Here is an 18,928-nt window from a genome sequence, read left to right on the forward strand (position 1 = left end):
GCAAAACAACGTAACTTTTTTCCGGCGTTAATTATCGTCATGCACTGCGAGCGTTTTTCCGCCCGTCAAGCGCGACTGCTCCGCGCGCAAAGCCATTAAATGGCTTTCTATCGATTGTTCGAGCGTAGTGACTCCCGCGGCGTTATTTCCGTTGAGCGCGGCGTAAAGCGCTTCGATTATTCCGTAATCGCCGCCGCCGTGTCCGCCGTTCGCGTCGCCGCCGAGCGACTTTATATCAATTGCGCGTTGCGACGCGCCAAACGGTTTAACGGCTATGTATCCGTTTTCTTCGTCGAGTACGAGTTCGCCGAGCGTACAGCAAAATCTTATGTTGCGTCCGCCGTTGGCGGTAAAAGCGGTCATCAACAGCGACGCTTTTACGCCGTTTTTAAATACAAAGTCGGACAGTTGGTGATCTACTACATTGTTGTCGCACGCAAACACGCATCTGCCGTAAGGTCCTTCGCGCAACGCTTTTATCAGCGCGGGCTCGGTCAGCGGGCGGGCGTTCGTGATAACGCATTGCGGCCATTTATGGTCGGGACAGCCCTTGTTCTTCCAATCGTCTACATAGAGTTTGACCGCGCTGTATGCGCAACTATCTACATGCGGACAGTCATAGCACCGCGCCGTCGCGCCGTCGGGCGCGTTGTCCGGATTGAAATACGCAAGGTCGCCGACGGACGAAACGCTGTCGCACTCCGACTGCGCGTAATATTGCAACAAGTCAATGTCGTGACAGCACTTTGCGAGTATCATGGGCGCGGTTTCTTCGCGGTTGCGCCAGTTGCCGCGCACAAAGCTGTGCGCTTGATGCCAGTACGCAACCTGTTCAATCGCTTGAATAGCTACAAGCCTGCCCAGCTCGCCCGACTGCAATATTTTTTCGCACTCCAAAAAAGCGGGAGAGTAGCGTAGGACGTGACAAACAATAATCTTGCCGCCGTACTTTTTGCGCGCCGCGAGCAATTTTTCGCACTCCTCGATTTTATCTGTGATCGGTTTTTCGAGCAGTATATCGTAACCGAGTTCGAGTGCGCGGACGGCTTGCCGCACATGATCGCCGTCGAGCGTCGCGATAACCAACACGTCTGCGCGCTTTTCCGCAAAAAACTCGACTTCGTCGATAAATCGCAATGCGTCGGGAACGTCGAACTTTTTGCCTGCAATGTCAAGCCGTTCGGCGTTAATATCGCACAGCGCCGTAATTTTGTATTTGTCGGGCATTCCGTGCATAATATTGCCGTAAACGTCCGTGCCGCGATTTCCGCACCCGATAATAGCCGCGGTAAAAGTTTTGTCGGGCATAATTATGTCCTCCGCGTAAAAAGATTTTGTCGAAACAAGTATAAAACATACGGGTTTATATGTAAATATGTTTTTTGACACAAAACATATAAATTTCGGCATTATAACATAGATTATATCGCGCAGTGTCGGCAGAATAAAGGTTGCGGACAATGTGCCGATAATGCGGTGCGCCGCGCCGAAACAGGTTATAAAAAATATCTTTTATCCCCGATTTCCGCTTGACAAAATTTTGCGCGGCGTGTATAATAGCAGAGAACCGCACGAAAAGGGTTTTTTAATTCGGTTTTTCCGAAACCCCGACGGCGAATACTAAACGGAGGTTATGCTATGTTTGCAATTATCGAAACGGGCGGTAAGCAGTACCGCGTAAATGCGGGCGACGTTCTCGACGTCGAGCGTTTGGACGCGGAAGTCGGCTCTACCGTCAACCTGAAAGTGCTTTTAACGGGCGAGGGCGACAAAATCGTCGCGGGCGCGGAGGCGGAAGGAAAAACCGTCAGCGCGACTGTCGTTCGTCAGTACAAGGCTCCCAAGGTTGTTGTCTTTAAGTACAAAGCTAAAAAGAACGTGCGTAAAAGACAGGGTCACCGTCAAAACTATACGCGCATAAAAATAGACGCAATAGTATGATAACCGTCACGCTGTTCAATAGGAACGGCAGAATAACGGGCGTGCGCGCCGTCGGTCACAGCGACCTTGCCGAAAGCGGCAACGACATACTGTGCGCGGCTGTATCGACTCTCGTACAAACGGCGTATCTTGCCATAAGCGACATAGCGGGCGAAGTTAAATACACGCGCGACAAAAAGTCGGCAAAGTTCGAGTTCGAGGTTCCCGACGGGGAACACAACCACGACGCGGACGTAATACTTCGAGCAATGCGCATTGGCTTACAGGACTTATCGAGCGGTTATCCGCAAAATCTAAAATTGGAGGAAACATAATATGTTTATAGATATTCAGTTATTCGCTCACAAAAAGGGCGGCGGTTCCACCAAAAACGGACGCGACAGTAACGCGCAACGCCTCGGCGTAAAACGTGCGGACGGTCAGTTCGTATTGGCCGGTAATATTCTCATACGTCAACGCGGAACGAAAGTTCATCCCGGCGACAACGTCGGACGCGGCGGCGACGACACGTTGTTCGCGCTTGTGGACGGCAAAGTCAAGTTCGAGAATAAAAACAATCGTAAACAGGTAAGCGTTTACCCGATGGCAAATTAAAAAAAGGGCGTTAAAGCCCTTTTTTGCAATAATAAAGTTTTCGCGCGCGGGCGGCGAAACGATTTGGCGTAGGCCGTTAAAGGAATAATAAGATGTATAAGACCGAAGCAAATAAAATAGCCGTGAGCGCGGCTGCGCTGGACGTAAAAGCGACCCTCGAATGCGGTCAGCTTTTTCGTTACGAAAAGACCGAAAACGGATACACGGTCAAGTCGGGCGGGCACAGTTGCGACATTTACGCTTCGGGTAGCGACGTGATAATAGAAACCGCGTCCGTCGATTATTTCGTCAATTTTTTCAATCTCGATCGCGACGTGAACCGCACCAAGCGCGAGCTGTCGCGTTTTCCCGAACTTCGTCCCGCGCTCGAAAGTTGCGGCGCGTTGCGCATTTTGCGTCAACCGCTGTTTGAAACGATAATATCGTTTATAATTTCCGCCAACAACAATATTCCGCGCATTAAGGCTATTATAAACAGGCTGTGCGGGTTGTACGGCGACGTTTTTCCCACGCCCAAACAGCTCGCCGCAATACCGCTTCGTCAGCTCAACGCAATAGGTTGCGGCTACCGTTCGCAGTACATATCGGACAGCGCAAAAATTTGCGCGCAAACGGATATACTCAACAGACTGCACGCCGCAGACACGACGGACGCCGAAAAAATGCTCATGTCGTTGCCGGGAGTGGGGCGCAAGGTCGCGGACTGCGTCACCTTGTTTTCGCTCGGGCGGTTGGAGGTTTTTCCCGTCGATACGTGGATGCTCAAAACGCAACGGCAGGGCATGGAAACGGAATCGCAACTCCGTCGGCGCGTCATGGAAAAGTACGGCACGTATGCGGGTTACGCTCAACAGGTTTTGTTTTACTATAACGCCATACTACGGAATAATTAAATTATGTCGCCGACCGAGAGTTTTAAAGAGCTGTTCGGCTCGATAAATATGCTTACGGTATGCCTGTGGATAACGGGCTTTATACTGTTTTGCATCGAGTTTTTTCAACCGATGCATGGCGTTGCTTACAGCCTCGGACTGGGACTTCTCGGCGCGGCGTTCATCTCGCGCATGATTTACGGATCGGCGGGCGAAGCGTTTATGTTTGTGATGTTGACATGCGTGCTGTTGTTCTGCGTGCATATTGTGTCTATCGCAACGCAAAAGCGCGACTGGCTTAAAGTGGCGCGTATAGAACGCGCGGGCGCGCGGCGCAGGCGGTATAACGCGCTTATAGACAGCGTGGGTGTTGCCAACACTCCCATAGACTTAACGGGCAACGCGACTATCAACGATATTAACCTTGTAGTGTACAGCGAAACGCCCATAAAGCAGGGCGAGCGCGTTAGGATTACCGGAATTACGCCCGACAAGATAATTGTCGAGCGCGTCGCGCAGGCGGACAGCGAAGCGTAAGTAAATAACGGCAATGTTCTACCGCGGCGATAAAATTCATAATATGTACCGTTATGAGTTTTATAGAGCAAGCGGCAAAAGTGTTTTCAAAAACCGCGGAATTTAAATTCCAAGCGGTGCTGTTCGGGCGCGACGCGTTTTATATAGAAAGCGCGCGCCCCGTCAAGATAGACGAAACGGAAATGATTTTCAAAGCGCCCAACGCGCTTATTTCCGTTTGCGGCGAAAATCTTGCCGTTAAGGAATTGTCGAGCGATTGTGCCGCGGTGACGGGTAAAATTACGGGATTTACGGTGAACGATCTATGAAAAACGTCAAACCGACAGTCGCGGACAGGGATAATAAACAACGCCGAAAAGCTGTCGCTTCGGCGACGGACAAGCGTAAAGCGGAAAAGGCGGCGGAGCGAGCGGCGCAAAAGGAACGCGAGGAGCGCGAACGGCGCAGACTGAAATCGCAACGCGATCTCGAAAACGCGCGGCGCAAAAAGATGGAAGCCGACAGGAAAGAGCGCGAGAACGCGCAGGCAAAGGCGCAACGCGATATCGAACGGCAGAGGCATAAAAACGCGGTTGCCGCAATGAAAAAGGAGCGCGAGGCGGAGCGCGCAAAACTGAAAAAAGCGCGCGAGGAGCTTGCCGCCGCTCGGCTTAAAAAGCGTAAAGCGGTTTATGCCGTGATTAAGTCCAAACTAAAAAACCTGCCCGACGGATTTAATTATCGCAATTACGGCATATTGCCGAGGACGGAGTTAGCGGTGAGCGGCGACAAAACGTCGGTCGCGGCACGGCTGTCCGCGGCGGGTATTACGGTGAGCGATCTGCGTGCCGTGGGCGGGAAAACACGCTTTAAAATACGAAAAAAAGACATGCCCAAAGCTATTGCTATTTTAGATGAAATGTGTTATAATTACGACGCGGGCGAGAAGTACGGCATGGGGCGCAGAATGGCGTTCTGGCTGTCGCGCGCGGGGCTTTTGCTCGGCGCGGTAGCTTCGGTCGCGGGGCTGTACATTTCATACGGATATGTTTGGCGCATAGAAATCGACGGCAACGAAAAACTGTCGGCGGCGGCAATCGAGAGCGCGCTCAACAGCGTAGGCGTGCGCGTGGGACGGAAAAAATCGGATATTGCGCCGATTGCGCCGTCCGCGCTCGACGGGCTGGAAGGCGTTGCCGACGCGTCGTGCGAAATTTCGGGCACGACGTTATACGTCCGCGTTCTCGAAGCAAAGGATTATATCGCGCACGGCAAAAACGGCGCGTATGTGTCCGATTACGACGCGACGGTCACTCGCATAATTATGCGGAGCGGCACGGCGACGGTGGCGCGCGGCGATATAGTCAAGCGCGGCGACATGCTGGCTAACGGCGACGTGTATTCCACAAGCGGCGAACTTTTGTACACTGCGGACTGCGACGCGGAAATATACGGCAAAGTTTCCGTAACGTTCAGCGCGGACGTTTCGCGCGCGGCGGTGGAGTATCGGCGCACGGGCAAGTCGAGTAAAAAGACGGTGTTCGGTTTGTTCGGACATTCGATCGGCAAGGTTAAATCGCCTTACGCCTCGTATGAAACGGTCGCGCACACGGCAAACTATGACGTGTTGATACCGCTGTACGTCACGACATACACGTTTTACGAAACCGCGCCCGTGGAAGCGGAACGCGACATTGACGAAGTGGCGCGCGACTATGCGACGGCAAAAATCGAAGAAATGAATTTTGCAGGCGACTTCGAGTATTCGTATAACGTAACGCAGTCTGTTGCGGGATTGTATTCCGTACACGTATTTTTAAGCGGCGAAGCGCTTATATCCCGCGGCGTGGAAAGAGAACAAGCCCCGCCGCAAGCAATTACATAAACTTCGGAGAGCGTAAAAACGTTTTGAAAAAGAGTATTCACAACGACGAATTGCGCGCCGTGTTCGGCGCGTATGACGCGAATATAAAGGCGTTGGAGGAGCTGTGCGGCGTGACTGTTCGCACCGCCGCCGACAGCGTGGAAATAATCGGGAAAAATACGGAAACGGCGGAGCTTATGCTCGATAAACTTATTGCCGCCGTTCGCCGAGGCGAGCACGTCACGCCCGACACCGTCCGCAGATATTTCGACATTTTGACGGACGATCCCGACGGGATAGAAAATATTTCCGCTCAACCCGTATGCGTAAACGCGCACGGGCAAAAAATCTACGCGAAGACGTTGCGTCAAAAAAAATTCGTGGACGCTGTAAACTCCAATCTATTGACTTTTGCGATAGGTCCGGCGGGCACGGGTAAGACCTATCTTGCCGTTGCCATGGCGGCTAACGCCGTCAAGAAAGGACAGGCGGACAGAATAATACTCACGCGCCCCGCAATCGAGGCGGGCGAAAAATTGGGCTTTTTGCCGGGGGATCTTCAAATGAAAGTCGATCCTTACTTAAAGCCGCTGTACGACGCGCTCGGCGAAATGTTCGGCGCGGACTATACAAAACTAATCGAGCGCGGTACGGTGGAAATCGCGCCGCTCGCGTACATGCGTGGAAGAACGCTGTCGCACGCGTTTATTATTCTCGACGAAGCGCAGAACACCACGCCCGAACAGATGAAAATGTTTTTGACTCGGTTCGGCGAAGGCAGTCGCGCCATAGTGACGGGCGACGTTACGCAAATCGACTTGCGCGGCGAACCGTCGGGGCTTGTCGAAGCGGAACAGGTTTTAAAGGACGTGGACGGCATAGCGTTTGTGCGGCTGTCGGAAGACGACGTAGTGCGGCACGGGCTTGTTATGAAAATAGTCAAAGCGTACAATAATTACAACAGACAGACAACTCAAAGGAGAAATCATGCGGGAAGCGGAAAAACCGAACGACAATAGCGCAACGTCATACGAACCGCCGCGCGGCGCGTACTTTTGGCTTGCGGGAATTTTTGCGATAGTTTTCGCCGTTATTTACATAACGCTCGTATTGTTTGTGCACTTCGTAAGTCCGGGTAAGGGCATATTCGGCATGAACGATACGGAAGCATACACGCTGTACGTATTCGTATTTGCGTTTTTTCTTGTCGCGCTGTACGTGTATATGGTCGTATCGCGCAAAGAATTACTGTTTTCGTTAAAACGCGCGGGCGCGTTAATGGCTATATTTACTTTTGTAGTAGTCGTGAATATAGTTGTGGTCGCGTTCAATCCGTACTTGATATGCGTCGCGCTTACGTCAATGCTTGTGTTGCCGTTTTCCAAACGGAGCGACGCGTTTGTCCTTAATGCGTTTTCGTGCTGGATTTCGTCGTTCGTGTTAATAGCTACGCTCGATTACAGTCAATTTCCCGCCGTTGCGTTTACTCTGCTCGCGGGCATGATTTGCGGCGCGGTCGCAACGTATTCGTTCCCGTCGGACATGACGCGCGCCGTGTCTGTATTGCGTTCGTTCGTTACGGGCGTTGTCACGTTGTTGGTGTACGGCGTGTTGCTGTCCACGTACAAGCTCGACTTTAAACCGTTTTTCGATAACGTCATGTATATAGGTTTTTCGGTCGCGGGCGAACTGTTGCTTACAGCGGTTATCGAGCCTATTATCGAGTGGATTTTCAATCTTACGAGCGACTATAAACTTATGGAGCTTACCAACCACAAAGCGCCGCTTATTCGCAGGTTGAGCACGGAAGCTCCCGGAACGTTTAACCACTGTTTGGCGGTAGCCAACTTTGCCGAAATCTGCGCCGATGCAATAGGCGAGGATACTTATCTTGCGCGCGCGTGCGCTTACTATCACGACGTAGGCAAGCTCAATAACGTCGAATATTTTACCGAAAATCAGGCGGGCTACAACCCTCACGACGAAATTCTGCCCGAGGTGTCCGCGGAAATTATTCGCAAGCACACGGTCGACGGATACGAGCTGTGCAAAAAGTACCGCATACCCGAGGAAGTGGCGCGCGTTACGATAGAACATCACGGCACATTGCCGATTATGTACTTTTTCAATAAAGCGAAGTCTCTTACCGACGGCGACGTCGATATGGACGAATACCGCTATTACGGCGAAATCCCCACGGGCAAGATAGGCGCGATCATCATGATTTGCGATTCCGCGGAAGCGGCGATCCGCGCCATGGACAACCCGACGGGCGAAAAGGTGGACAAGCTGTTGCGCGGCATGATTGACGAGCGGTTAAAGCTCGGACAGTTCGACAACTGCGAAATAACGATGAAAGACTTGACGGCGATACGCGAGGCGATTGTCGGCGCGTTCGGCGGATTGTTCCACAAACGCATAAAATACAATATCGGACGCGGCGGCATAAATGTTTAAACTCACGGGAGAAGTGCAAGCGGGATTCAACAGGCTTGCGGGAATTATTTTTCACATGCTCAAACTCAAAGGCGACGCAACCGTCGATATAGCGGTTACGGACGACGCGAGTATGCGCGAACTTAACAAGACGACGCGCGGCGTGGACGGCACGACGGACGTGTTGAGTTATCCCGCGCTCGACAGGATAGTCGATTTTACGCGAAAAAATTATCCTAACGATTACGACGAGCAGCAAAAAGCTGTCGTTTTGGGCGAAATAGCCATAAACCTCGACGCGGCGGCGCGTCAGGCGGAGGAGTACGGCACGGGCGCGCGCGAGGTCAATTATTTGTTCGTGCACGGCATGTTGCACTTGCTCGGTTACGATCATATCGACGAAAACGACAAAGCGAAAATGCGCGAACTCGAAGAAGCTGCGCTCGCCGAACAGGATAAATCGGTAGTGGTCGCGGTTGTCGGCAGACCAAACGCGGGCAAGTCGTCCATAGTAAACGCGATAGTAGGCGAAAAAGTTTCCATAGTTTCGCCCAAGCCGCAAACGACGCGCGACAGAATAACGGGGATTTGCACCGAGGGTAGCAGGCAGATAATATTCCTCGACACCCCGGGTATGTTTAAACCGCGCACCAAACTGGACGAACACATGGACAAAAGCATACGAAGCTCGCTCGGCGGCGACGCTGATGTTGTACTGGTGGTGCTCGACAGCACGAAAGGCATGACCGAGGCGGACGAAAAACTTATAACCGAACGGCTTAAATGCAAAGCGCCGCTGTATATAGCGGTAAACAAAACCGACTTAAAGGGTTACGACGGCGTTTATCCCATTTTGGAAAAACTAAACCCGCTCATGACGCGGGGCGAGGGTAAGTCCGTCAAGGACGTTATCCCCACAAGCTGTAAAACGGGCAGAAATATAGACGTGCTTAAAGCCGCGCTGTTCGAGGAGTGCAAGGACGGCGGGTTCTTATTTCCGGCGGACGAGTATACAGACAGACCCGTTAAGTTTTTAATAGCGGAAACGGTGCGCGAAAAGGCGTTGTTGTTTTTGCAGGACGAAATCCCGCACGGCGTGGGGGTAAGCGTCAGACAGGTGGACGAATCGGCGCAACCCATACGCATTTCGTGCGACGTGATAGTCGACAAGCAGTCGCATAAACAAATAGCGATTGGCGACGGCGGAGAAATGATAAAACGCATAGGTCAGTCGGCGCGGCGCGACATCGAGCGCATGCTCGGCGAGTCCGTTTACCTCGAACTGTTTGTCAAGGTGCGCACGGGCTGGCGCGATCGATCGGACATACTCAAAGACATAGGTTATTAGTCGCGGCGCATATTTTCTTTGCCGATATGCAAAATAACGGTGGAGGGATTATTATGGAAAACGACGAAAAGATGTTTTGGGATTTGTTTTGCTCGACGGGCGAACCGCGGTACTATTCCATGTATGTAAAAGAACGCGAAAAATCCAACGAAAAGCGTTAGGATATACCAAGCAAAAGTTTTCGCGGAAAAGAGGGCGCAATGATTGATTTTACCGATAAATGCGTTACGCTTAAAATAAGCGATTACCGCGAAAACGACAGGCTGGCAAAAGTGCTTACCGCAGAGCACGGTATGGTTACCGTGTTGCTTCGCGGCGTGAAAAAAGCGAAAGCAAAGTTAAAACCGTTTGCGCAGGAGTTTACCGTTTACGACGCTCGGCTCACAGCCAATAAGGGCGCGTTCTTGACGGTTATAGACCCGTTCCTGATAAGCGACGGTTTTTTGCTTTGCGCGGACTTGAAAGTTTTTACCGCGGCTTCGGTCGCGGCGGAAGCGACGGTTGCGGCGCTCGGCGACGAGCAAACGCACGCGCCCGTGTTTTTGGAATTTTTAAAGCTGTTGCAGGCGTTGCGCCCCGATTGCGACCCGTACTATCAGGCGGCGGTATACATGACGCGGCTGTTGGAGCTTACGGGGTTTTTCAGAGAATATACATACGTCGGCGGCGAGCCGACTTCGCCCGTGCAAATGCTCGGCTATGCGCAACGCAACGGTTACGAGCAGGCGAGCGACAGGGATCTGTCGCGCCGCGCGCTCAAATTCGTGTGCGGCGAGTTTCAACGCAACTTCGACATCGGGCTTAAAAGCGTGGACTCGATAGATTTATACGGAAAATAGCGAAGGGCTTTTACGCGTGCGACAAAACGCTGCAAAATTCGACCTAATAGTTGCGGGCAAATACGGCAAAATCCTCTAAAAATTGCAAAAAGTTGTAAAATTGCTTGCTTTTTCTATTTATTTTTGTTAAACTACTTTGTGGACAAAAACTATATTCAAGGAGAATAAAAACAATGGCAAAAAAGTACTGTTATCTTTTTACCGAAGGTAACGCCAAAATGCGCGAGCTTTTGGGCGGCAAGGGCGCGAACCTCGCCGAAATGACTAACATCGGCTTGCCCGTACCCCAAGGCTTCACTATTTCCACCGAGGCGTGCACCCAGTACTATGAAGACGGTCGTAAAATAAACGACGATATTCAGAAAGAAATAATGACCTACATCGACAAGATGGAGAAGATCTGCGGCAAAAAGTTCGGAGACAAAGAGAATCCTTTGCTTGTTTCCGTGCGAAGCGGCGCGAGAGCGTCCATGCCCGGCATGATGGACACCATTCTCAACCTCGGTCTTAACGAGGACGTTGTAAATACCATTGCCACCAAGTCGGGCAACCCCCGTTGGGCGTGGGACTGCTACCGCCGTTTTATCCAGATGTTCTCGGACGTTGTTATGGAAGTCGGCAAAAAATACTTTGAAAAACTCATCGACAAGATGAAGGAAGAAAAGGGCGTGGAGTTCGACGTGGACTTGACTGCGGACGACCTTAAAGCTCTTGCTCATCAGTTTAAAGCGGAATACAAAAACCAGCTCGGCAAAGAGTTCCCCAACGACCCGAAAGAACAGTTGTTCGAGGCTATCAAAGCCGTTTTCCGTTCGTGGGACAACCCCCGCGCAAACATTTACCGCATGGACCACGACATTCCGTATTCGTGGGGCACGGCAGTCAACGTCCAGATGATGGCTTTCGGCAACATGGGCGACGATTGCGGCACGGGCGTTGCGTTCACGCGTAACCCCGCCACGGGCGAAAAAGGTCTTATGGGCGAGTTCCTTATGAACGCGCAGGGCGAAGACGTCGTTGCAGGCGTTCGCACGCCGATGCCCATTTCCAAAATGGCGGAAGTTCTTCCCGACGTTTACAAGCAGTTCTTGCAGGTTTGCAACACGCTCGAAAACCATTACCGCGACATGCAGGACATGGAGTTCACTATCGAGCAGGGCAAGTTGTACATGCTCCAAACCCGTAACGGCAAGCGCACCGCCGCCGCCGCTATCAAGATCGCTTGCGACCTTATCGACGAAAAAATGATTTCCGAGCAGGAAGCGTTGATGCAGATCGACGCCAAATCGCTCGATATGCTTTTGCACCCGCAGTTCGACCCGAAAGCGCTCAAAGCCGCCGACAAGAGCAATGTAGTCGGCAAAGGCATTGCGGCGTCCCCCGGCGCGGCGGCAGGCTCTATCGTATTTACTGCGGAAGACGCGGTTATCGAGGGCAAAAAAGGCAACAAGGTTGTTCTTGTCCGTTTGGAAACCAGCCCCGAGGACATCGAGGGCATGAAGTACGCACAGGGTATTCTTACCGTTCGCGGCGGACAGACTTCGCACGCGGCGGTCGTTGCGCGCGGCATGGGAACTTGCTGCGTGTCCGGTTGCGGCGACATCAAGATGGACGAGGAAAACAAGCGTTTCACCCTCGGCGGCAAGGTTTACAAAGAGGGCGACGCGCTGTCTTTGGACGGATCTACGGGCAACATTTACGACATAATGATCCCCACGGTTCCCGCCGACCCCAACTCCGGCTACTTCGGCAGAATTATGTCGCTTGCCGATAAATACAAAGCGCTCGGCGTTCGCACCAATGCGGACACCCCCAACGACGCGAAACAAGCCGCGGCGTTCGGCGCGCAGGGTATCGGTCTTTGCCGTACCGAGCACATGTTCTTCGAGCCGACGCGTATCGGCGCGTTCCGCGAAATGATCTGCTCGGACACCGTCGAAGAACGCGAAGCGGCGCTCGCCAAAATCGAGCCCATGCAACAAGCAGACTTCGAGGGACTTATGGAAGCGCTCGAAGGTCAGCCCGTTACAATCCGTTTCCTCGATCCGCCTCTGCACGAGTTCGTTCCGACCGACGATGCGGACATTGCGGCGCTTGCCAAAACGCAGGGCAAGACCGTTGCACAAATCAAACAGCTTATATCCGACTTGCACGAGTTTAACCCGATGATGGGTCACCGCGGTTGCCGCCTTACGGTCACGTATCCCGAAATTGCGGTTATGCAGACCAAAGCGGTTATCAAAGCCGCAATCGCGGTGCAGAAACGTCATCCCAAGTGGAAAGTCGTTCCCGAAATCATGATACCGCTTACCGGCGAAGTCAAAGAAATGGCGTTCGTTAAAAAGACGGTTGTCAACACTGCGGACGAAGTTATCAAGGCGTCGGGCGTCAACCTTAAATACGAAGTCGGGACCATGATAGAAATCCCGCGCGCGGCGCTCACCGCCGACGAGATCGCCAAGGAAGCGGAATTCTTCTGCTTCGGCACCAACGACCTCACGCAAATGACGTTCGGGTTCAGCCGCGACGACGCGGGCAAGTTCTTGCCTAGCTACTATGCCAACAAGATTTACGAGTTCGACCCGTTTGCAAAGCTCGACACGGTAGGCGTCGGTAAGCTCATGGAAACAGCGGTCAAGCTCGGCAAGGGCGAACGCAAAACACTGCATTGCGGTATCTGCGGCGAACACGGCGGCGATCCTTCGTCTATCGAGTTCTGCCACGCGATAGGTTTGGACTATGTGTCCTGCTCGCCGTACCGCGTGCCTATCGCCAGACTTGCCGCAGCGCAAGCTAACATCAAAAATCCGAGAAAGTAATTAAAAATCCGGATTTCGATAAAGCCGAAACGCCCTATAAAAGCTGTTTCGGCTTTTGGAATACTTATGGACTACAAAGCGATCGTATATGAAATTCAAGACAAATATTTGTCGCCTTATGCGTGTAAGGACTGCGACAGCAGGGGACGCGCGCGTCCGTTGCCGTCCTGTCCTTTGCGCACCGAATTTCAGCGCGACCGCGACCGAATTATCCACAGTAAGGCGTTTCGGCGTTTAAAGCACAAAACGCAAGTGTTTTTGTCGCCCGAGGGCGATCATTACAGAACGCGCCTTACGCACACACTCGAAGTAAGCCAAATTGCGCGCACTATTGCGCGCAGTTTGCGGCTTAACGAGGATTTGACGGAAGCAATCGCGCTCGGTCACGACCTCGGTCACACGCCTTACGGTCATGCCGGCGAGCGCGCGCTCGGCAAGTTCACGCATTTCACGCATAACGAGCAGAGCTTGCGCATGGTCGATTGTATCGAGAACGACGGCAAGGGCATGAACCTCACGTTCGAGGTGCGCGACGGCATACTCAACCACACGGGCGAAGGCAAAGCCGTTACGCTCGAAGGCAACGTCGTTGCTTTTGCGGACAGAATAGCGTATATAAACCACGATATAGACGACGCGGTGCGCGGCGGAGTTATCGCGGCAAACGATATTCCCAAGCGTTTTACGGATTTATTCGGCGACAGTCACTCCAAACGCATTTCGTCCATGATTTCCGATATAATAACCGAAAGTTATGGCAAAAATACAGTTGCGCAGACCGCGGAGTTTGCGCAGGGCATGAACGAACTTCGGCAATACATGTTCGATAAAGTTTATACTTCACCGCTTGCGAAATCGGAAGAAAAAAAGGCAATCAAGATGATCGAATATCTGTACCTGTACTATTGCGATCACGAAAACGAAATGCCCAAACAGTTCATTTACGAGTCCGAACCTATCGCAAGGCGCGTATGCGACTATATATCGACCATGTCCGACAGATACGCCGTTTGTAAATTCGAGAGCATAACCGTGCCGCAAAATTGGTCGAAGCTGTAATATAGGCGTGCGGCGTTGGTCGCGGTTTGCGGTGTGTTTGCGGCAATCCGTTTAACGGACAGTGCGCGTTTGCGCCGCGCCGCTCTGTTTTTTACGGGGCGGACGTTACGGCGATCGTGCCCGCATAAAGTCAAGGAGTTTTGTGGAAGACAGGGAATTTTCCGATTACATTACGAGCGTGCTCGACAAGACAGATATAGTGTCGCTGATTTCGCGATATGTCAAAGTCGAGCGCAAGGGAAACACCTATTGGGCGTGTTGCCCGTTTCATCACGAAACGCAACCGTCGTTTTCCATATCCGCGGACAAGCAGATGTTTCACTGCTTCGGTTGCAAGGAGAGCGGCAACGCTTTGTCCTTTGTTAAAAAAATGGAAAACGTCGAATTTATCGACGCGCTTAAAATGCTCGCGGAACAAGCGGGCATGGAAATTCCGGACTTTAAATCGGGCGGACGCGGAAGCGGTCACGTAGACAAAAAACGCCGCGAAACACTGCTGAACCTAATGCGCGACGCGGCGCGGCACTATCACGAAAACTTGTCAAGCCCGCGCGCGAAAATATTTAAAGACTATTTGGAAGAACGCGTTATAACTCAACCTATGGTGCGACGTTTCGGACTGGGCGCGAGCCTCGATTTTAACGAAATGCTTGACTATCTTAAATCCAAGGGCTACACTTACGAGCAGATCAACGCGGCGGGCATAGCCGAAAAAAAGGACGGTCGGGAATACGACGTATTCGGCAGACGGCTGATGTACCCGATAATCGACAACATGAACAACGTGGTTGCGTTCGGCGGGCGCACGCTCGAAAAAGACGTGCATTTTGCCAAATACCGCAACAGCTCGCAAACCGAAATATTTGATAAGTCCAAGGTAATTTACGGCATAAACCTGCTTAAAAAGCGCAAAGCCGCCGCGCCTATTCCTTACGTGATTATGGCGGAAGGGTATATGGACGTAATCGCTTTGCATAAAGCGGGTTTCGATACCGCCGTTGCGTCAATGGGCACCGCGCTCACTACGCGTCAAGCCAAGCAACTGAAACTGTACAGCGATTTGGTGTACATCAGTTACGACGGCGACACGGCAGGGCAAAAAGCCACGCTTCGCGGACTGGATATTCTTCGGGAAACGGGTATCACCGTCAAGGTCGTAAGGCTGCCGAACGGACTCGATCCCGACGACGTTATCAAGCGCGACGGCGCGGCGGGTTATCAAAAACTGCTCGACGAGGCAATCCCGCTTACAGCCTATAAAATCGACGTTCTGCAAGCTCGGTACAATTTGAACGATCCCGACGAGCGCGCGCAGTTCGCAATAGAGAGCACAAAGGTCGTCACCGCACTCAATAACCCGATAGAGCAAGAGCAGTATTTTAATTATATTGCCAAGCACACTAACTTTTCGGTAGACGCGTTGAAGCGGCAGGCGAATTATGCGGTTAAAACCGCGCCCGAAAAACCGCAAGCGCGCATAGAACAGCGGCATGCGGCGCAACGCGCAAAACCGCTCGACGACGCGGTCAAATTCTATCTGTCGAGTATAGTAAACGGGCGCGAGTACGCGCGTTGCGAAAAGAACGTAAAGGAAGCAATGCCAGACGACTTCACTGCCAATCTGTACGAGTGGTGCCGCGACAACGTCGGGTTCGACAGGACGGATTTGGAAGCGGCGTTCGGCGACGACAATCCGCTGTTGAACGAATTGTTTGATTACAAGCAACTCCCCGGCGACGACAGACAAAAGTTCGCCGACGTGGAGAACGAGTTGTACCGTCGCGTACTCGAAACGGAAATCGCGCGGCTTAACGAAATAGTAAAGACGGCGAGCGACAAGAACGAAATAATAGAACGAATAGGCAAGCTGTCCACGGAACGGTCAAAGCTGACCAAATATCGCAGTTAAGGAGAGATACACATGAAAGACAAGAATAAAGAATCGAAAAAACAGTCCGCGTCGGATATGTCCGATATTGACGCGCAGTATGCGCCGCGCGCCGAAATACAGTCTGCGCTGTTCGACCTGTTGCGTTCCGCCACCGACGGCGGTATCGAATATAACACGCTGTTGGAACGTCTTGTTCCGCTCGAAGCGGGCGCAAAGGACATGGATTACGCGCTCAAACTGTTCGAGGATTATTCGATAAATATTCTTAAAGACGGCGTAAAAGCGCCGATACTTACGTCTAAAATGAACAACGCGTTGTCCAAGCTAATCGCGCTCGGCAAAACGCGCAGTTTTCTTTCCAACGTGGAAATAGGCGAAAAATTAACCATAGAGTGCGGCGCGGACGCGCAACAGCTCGAAGAAGCCATGCGCATTATCCGCGAGAGCGAAATAGAAATCACCGACGGACAGGTCAAAAACGCAGAACTTAAAAACATAGAAACGCTTATCGGCGGCGAGATCGGCACGGACGACCCCGTCAAGGTTTTTCTTAAAGACATAGGCAAAATTCCGTTGCTAAACGCCGACGAGGAAACCAAGCTCGCAAAGCTAATGTCGGACGGCGACGAGGACGCAAAGAACAGACTTACCGAAGCCAACCTGCGCCTTGTCGTTGCTATCGCCAAGCGTTACGTCGGGCGCGGCATGCAGTTGCTCGACCTTATTCAGGAAGGAAATTTGGGTCTTCTGAAAGCGGTCGAGAAATTCGACTACACCAAAGGTTTCAGATTTTCGACCTATGCCACGTGGTGGATAAGACAGGCGATAACTCGCGCGATAGCCGACCAAGCCCGCACGATCCGCATACCGGTGCACATGGTGGAAACAATAAACAAACTCGCAAGGACAAACCGCATACTTGTGCAACGGCTCGGCAGAGATCCCACACCGGAGGAGATAGCCGAAGAAATGGAATTGCCCGTTGATCGCGTTATGGAAATACAGCGCATAAGTCAAGACCCCGTGTCGTTGGAAATGCCTGTCGGCGAGGAGGAGGACAGTCACTTGGGCGACTTCCTCGAAGACGAAAAATCCAAAGCCCCCCACGACTTTGCCGAGGCGGGCATGCTGCGCGAACAGCTTGCGGCGGTGCTTAATACGCTCACGCCGCGTGAGGAAATGGTTATACGCTTGCGTTACGGCTTGGACGACGCGCACCCGCGCACGTTGGAAGACGTAGGAAAGGAATTCGGCGTCACTCGCGAGCGTATACGTCAGATAGAAGCCAAAGCGTTGCGTAAACTTCGCCATCCCAACAGGTCGAAGCGACTGAAAGATTTTACCGATAGATGAGCGGGCGGCTCGACGTAATTAAATCGCTGATAACGCCCGCGACTATTATAGCCGATGTCGGTTGCGACCATGCAAAAATCGCCGCTTACTGTGCGGAAAGCGGTATCGCTCAAAAAGTTATTGCGTCCGACATAAGCGAAAAATGCTTGCAAAAAGCCAAATTGCGATTAGGCGGGGCGGACAACGTCGAGTTTAAATGTTGCGACGGCATAGCTTATATTTGCGACGAAGCGATAATTGCGGGCATGGGCGGACTGCTTATATGCGAAATTTTAAAATCCGCAGAACGCTTGCCGCAAACGGTTGTGCTGTGTCCGCACCGCGACGAAGACGCCGTTAGGCGTACATTGTTCGCGCTCGGTTACGGCATTACGGACGACATACCCGTCGCGGAACGCGGCAAATACTATTCGGTTATACGCGCGCGATTGGGCGTGGAGCACGGCGAGGTGAGCGAACTTCAATTACTATTCGGCATGAACGTCGCGCGCCCCAGCGCCGTGTTGACCGAAAGACTGAAAAAACTACACGCGACATATTCGCGCGCGCCCCAAAAAAACAAAGCGCGACTGCAAGCCGTCACGGCGGCTTTGCGACTGCAAGGCGCAGACGCGGACGTAACTTTAAATTGAAACAACACATATATAAAAAGGAGAGAATTATGGACGAAAACGTTAAACAAAAATTTACCAAACTGATAGAATACCAAAAAAAGGATATAGAGCTACGTAAGCTCAACGCCGTGCTCGAACGCGACGACGCGCTCGTCAGCATGAACAAGAATAAACGCGCGTTTAACGAAGCGAAACAAACGCTTGTCGATTGCGATCAGCAGGCGAGCGGGCTTTTGGAAATGTACGGCGAACTGCAAAAATATATAGACGACAACGAAGCGTTGCTCGCGGAACTCGAAAACGGCGTGGGCGACAGCGAGGAAGAGTTGGAAGCGCGCGTCAAGCGGCTCGAAAGTCTTAAATCCAAATTCCAGTCCGCCGATAAAAAAATGCACGACGTTGACGAAAAATCCAAGTCCGTGTGTAAGCGTCGCGCAGATGCGCTCAAATCGGGCAAAGCCGCACAGCAACAGCACGCCGCGGCGCGCGAAAAGCATGCCGCGCTTGTCAATTCCAAAGCGGCAGAGCTTAATAAACTGAAAGCCGAATTGGAAGAATTGCGCAACTCGATCGACGCTCAATTATTCGGAGAATACAAAAAACTCGTAGAGGACAACAAGTTTCCGCCCGTCGTCAACGCGTCGGGCGACGACAAGAAAAATATGTATAACTGCGGCGGTTGCGGGCTTAATCTTCCGCAAAAAGGCAACGCCATGCTCAAAGAAAACGGTTATTGCCGTTGCGAAAACTGTCGAAGAATAATCGTTCTTTTAAAATAACCG

The 18,928-nt window shown here is 52.1% G+C and carries 18 protein-coding genes; 17 read left to right on the plus strand and 1 reads right to left on the minus strand.

Going from position 1 to position 18,928, the window contains the following annotated elements; genetic code table 11:
* Nucleotides 1–27: 27 nt before the first annotated feature.
* Nucleotides 28–1,308 carry a Gfo/Idh/MocA family protein gene (locus tag NFR57_RS00985; protein WP_251181969.1) on the minus strand — a complete coding sequence of 427 codons (1,281 nt, stop codon included), beginning with the start codon at nt 1,306–1,308 and terminating at the stop codon, nt 28–30.
* A 330-nt stretch (nt 1,309–1,638) separates the two neighbouring features.
* Between NFR57_RS00985 and rplU the strand changes: the two genes are divergently transcribed.
* From rplU to NFR57_RS01070, 17 genes are all read left to right on the plus strand, one after another.
* The gene (gene rplU / locus NFR57_RS00990) at nt 1,639–1,941 is read left to right on the plus strand and encodes a 50S ribosomal protein L21 (protein WP_251181970.1); all 303 of its coding nucleotides are present in this window, start codon (nt 1,639–1,641) and stop codon (nt 1,939–1,941) included.
* Nucleotides 1,938–2,255 carry a ribosomal-processing cysteine protease Prp gene (locus tag NFR57_RS00995; RefSeq protein WP_251181971.1) on the plus strand — a complete coding sequence of 106 codons (318 nt, stop codon included), beginning with the start codon at nt 1,938–1,940 and terminating at the stop codon, nt 2,253–2,255. Before rplU ends, NFR57_RS00995 begins: the two co-directional genes overlap by 4 nt.
* A gap of 1 nt (nt 2,256) precedes the next feature.
* Entirely contained in the window at nt 2,257–2,535 is a 279-nt protein-coding gene (rpmA, locus tag NFR57_RS01000; protein WP_251181972.1) for a 50S ribosomal protein L27, read from the plus strand.
* 92 nt (nt 2,536–2,627) lie between these two features.
* Entirely contained in the window at nt 2,628–3,428 is an 801-nt protein-coding gene (locus NFR57_RS01005; protein WP_251181973.1) for a DNA-3-methyladenine glycosylase family protein, read from the plus strand.
* A 3-nt stretch (nt 3,429–3,431) separates the two neighbouring features.
* Nucleotides 3,432–3,944 carry an NfeD family protein gene (locus tag NFR57_RS01010; protein ID WP_251181974.1) on the plus strand — a complete coding sequence of 171 codons (513 nt, stop codon included), beginning with the start codon at nt 3,432–3,434 and terminating at the stop codon, nt 3,942–3,944.
* Nucleotides 3,945–3,997: 53 nt separating this feature from the next.
* Nucleotides 3,998–4,252: a YabP/YqfC family sporulation protein gene (locus NFR57_RS01015; RefSeq protein WP_251181975.1), complete on the plus strand. Its 255-nt coding sequence runs from the start codon at nt 3,998–4,000 to the stop codon at nt 4,250–4,252.
* The gene (locus NFR57_RS01020) at nt 4,249–5,808 is read left to right on the plus strand and encodes a sporulation protein YqfD (RefSeq protein WP_251181976.1); all 1,560 of its coding nucleotides are present in this window, start codon (nt 4,249–4,251) and stop codon (nt 5,806–5,808) included. Before NFR57_RS01015 ends, NFR57_RS01020 begins: the two co-directional genes overlap by 4 nt.
* Nucleotides 5,809–5,831: 23 nt before the next feature.
* Nucleotides 5,832–6,806 (plus strand): PhoH family protein, encoded by a 975-nt coding sequence (locus NFR57_RS01025; RefSeq protein ID WP_251181977.1) that lies wholly within the window; start codon nt 5,832–5,834, stop codon nt 6,804–6,806.
* Complete coding sequence (locus tag NFR57_RS01030) at nt 6,775–8,244, plus strand: HDIG domain-containing metalloprotein (protein WP_251181978.1); 1,470 nt, start codon at nt 6,775–6,777, stop codon at nt 8,242–8,244. Before NFR57_RS01025 ends, NFR57_RS01030 begins: the two co-directional genes overlap by 32 nt.
* Nucleotides 8,237–9,571 (plus strand): GTPase Era, encoded by a 1,335-nt coding sequence (gene era, locus NFR57_RS01035; RefSeq protein WP_251181979.1) that lies wholly within the window; start codon nt 8,237–8,239, stop codon nt 9,569–9,571. The genes NFR57_RS01030 and era overlap by 8 nt, the downstream gene beginning before the upstream one ends.
* 200 nt (nt 9,572–9,771) lie before the next feature.
* The gene (gene recO / locus NFR57_RS01040) at nt 9,772–10,410 is read left to right on the plus strand and encodes a DNA repair protein RecO (protein ID WP_251181980.1); all 639 of its coding nucleotides are present in this window, start codon (nt 9,772–9,774) and stop codon (nt 10,408–10,410) included.
* A gap of 173 nt (nt 10,411–10,583) precedes the next feature.
* Nucleotides 10,584–13,229, plus strand: coding sequence for a pyruvate, phosphate dikinase (gene ppdK / locus NFR57_RS01045; RefSeq protein WP_251181981.1), 2,646 nt, complete (start codon nt 10,584–10,586; stop codon nt 13,227–13,229).
* 66 nt (nt 13,230–13,295) lie between these two features.
* A complete protein-coding gene (locus NFR57_RS01050) occupies nt 13,296–14,288 on the plus strand; it encodes a deoxyguanosinetriphosphate triphosphohydrolase (RefSeq protein WP_251181982.1) in 993 nt (330 codons plus the stop codon).
* Nucleotides 14,289–14,430: 142 nt separating this feature from the next.
* Nucleotides 14,431–16,197: a DNA primase gene (dnaG, locus tag NFR57_RS01055; RefSeq protein ID WP_251181983.1), complete on the plus strand. Its 1,767-nt coding sequence runs from the start codon at nt 14,431–14,433 to the stop codon at nt 16,195–16,197.
* 285 nt (nt 16,198–16,482) lie between these two features.
* On the plus strand, nt 16,483–17,532 hold the full coding sequence (rpoD, locus tag NFR57_RS01060) for an RNA polymerase sigma factor RpoD (RefSeq protein ID WP_251182076.1): 1,050 nt from the start codon (nt 16,483–16,485) through the stop codon (nt 17,530–17,532).
* On the plus strand, nt 17,529–18,164 hold the full coding sequence (locus tag NFR57_RS01065) for a tRNA (adenine(22)-N(1))-methyltransferase (protein WP_251181984.1): 636 nt from the start codon (nt 17,529–17,531) through the stop codon (nt 18,162–18,164). The genes rpoD and NFR57_RS01065 overlap by 4 nt, the downstream gene beginning before the upstream one ends.
* A gap of 29 nt (nt 18,165–18,193) precedes the next feature.
* The gene (locus NFR57_RS01070; protein WP_251181985.1) at nt 18,194–18,925 is read left to right on the plus strand and encodes a zinc ribbon domain-containing protein; all 732 of its coding nucleotides are present in this window, start codon (nt 18,194–18,196) and stop codon (nt 18,923–18,925) included.
* The last annotated feature ends 3 nt before the right edge of the window (nt 18,926–18,928 follow it).

The organism is Anaerocaecibacter muris (assembly GCF_943192945.1).
GTDB lineage: Bacteria > Bacillota > Clostridia > Christensenellales > Pumilibacteraceae > Anaerocaecibacter > Anaerocaecibacter muris.

Coding starts and splice junctions, on each gene's coding strand:
- NFR57_RS01070 (WP_251181985.1), top strand. CDS start 18,194: ATGGACGAAAACGTTAAACAAAAATTTACCAAACTGATAGAATACCAA.
- NFR57_RS01010 (WP_251181974.1), top strand. CDS start 3,432: ATGTCGCCGACCGAGAGTTTTAAAGAGCTGTTCGGCTCGATAAATATG.
- NFR57_RS01050 (WP_251181982.1), top strand. CDS start 13,296: ATGGACTACAAAGCGATCGTATATGAAATTCAAGACAAATATTTGTCG.
- ppdK (WP_251181981.1), top strand. CDS start 10,584: ATGGCAAAAAAGTACTGTTATCTTTTTACCGAAGGTAACGCCAAAATG.
- NFR57_RS01030 (WP_251181978.1), top strand. CDS start 6,775: ATGCGGGAAGCGGAAAAACCGAACGACAATAGCGCAACGTCATACGAA.
- NFR57_RS01020 (WP_251181976.1), top strand. CDS start 4,249: ATGAAAAACGTCAAACCGACAGTCGCGGACAGGGATAATAAACAACGC.
- recO (WP_251181980.1), top strand. CDS start 9,772: ATGATTGATTTTACCGATAAATGCGTTACGCTTAAAATAAGCGATTAC.
- rpmA (WP_251181972.1), top strand. CDS start 2,257: ATGTTTATAGATATTCAGTTATTCGCTCACAAAAAGGGCGGCGGTTCC.
- era (WP_251181979.1), top strand. CDS start 8,237: ATGTTTAAACTCACGGGAGAAGTGCAAGCGGGATTCAACAGGCTTGCG.
- NFR57_RS01015 (WP_251181975.1), top strand. CDS start 3,998: ATGAGTTTTATAGAGCAAGCGGCAAAAGTGTTTTCAAAAACCGCGGAA.
- NFR57_RS01065 (WP_251181984.1), top strand. CDS start 17,529: ATGAGCGGGCGGCTCGACGTAATTAAATCGCTGATAACGCCCGCGACT.
- NFR57_RS00985 (WP_251181969.1), bottom strand. CDS start 1,308: ATGCCCGACAAAACTTTTACCGCGGCTATTATCGGGTGCGGAAATCGC.
- rpoD (WP_251182076.1), top strand. CDS start 16,483: ATGAACAACGCGTTGTCCAAGCTAATCGCGCTCGGCAAAACGCGCAGT.
- NFR57_RS00995 (WP_251181971.1), top strand. CDS start 1,938: ATGATAACCGTCACGCTGTTCAATAGGAACGGCAGAATAACGGGCGTG.
- NFR57_RS01005 (WP_251181973.1), top strand. CDS start 2,628: ATGTATAAGACCGAAGCAAATAAAATAGCCGTGAGCGCGGCTGCGCTG.
- rplU (WP_251181970.1), top strand. CDS start 1,639: ATGTTTGCAATTATCGAAACGGGCGGTAAGCAGTACCGCGTAAATGCG.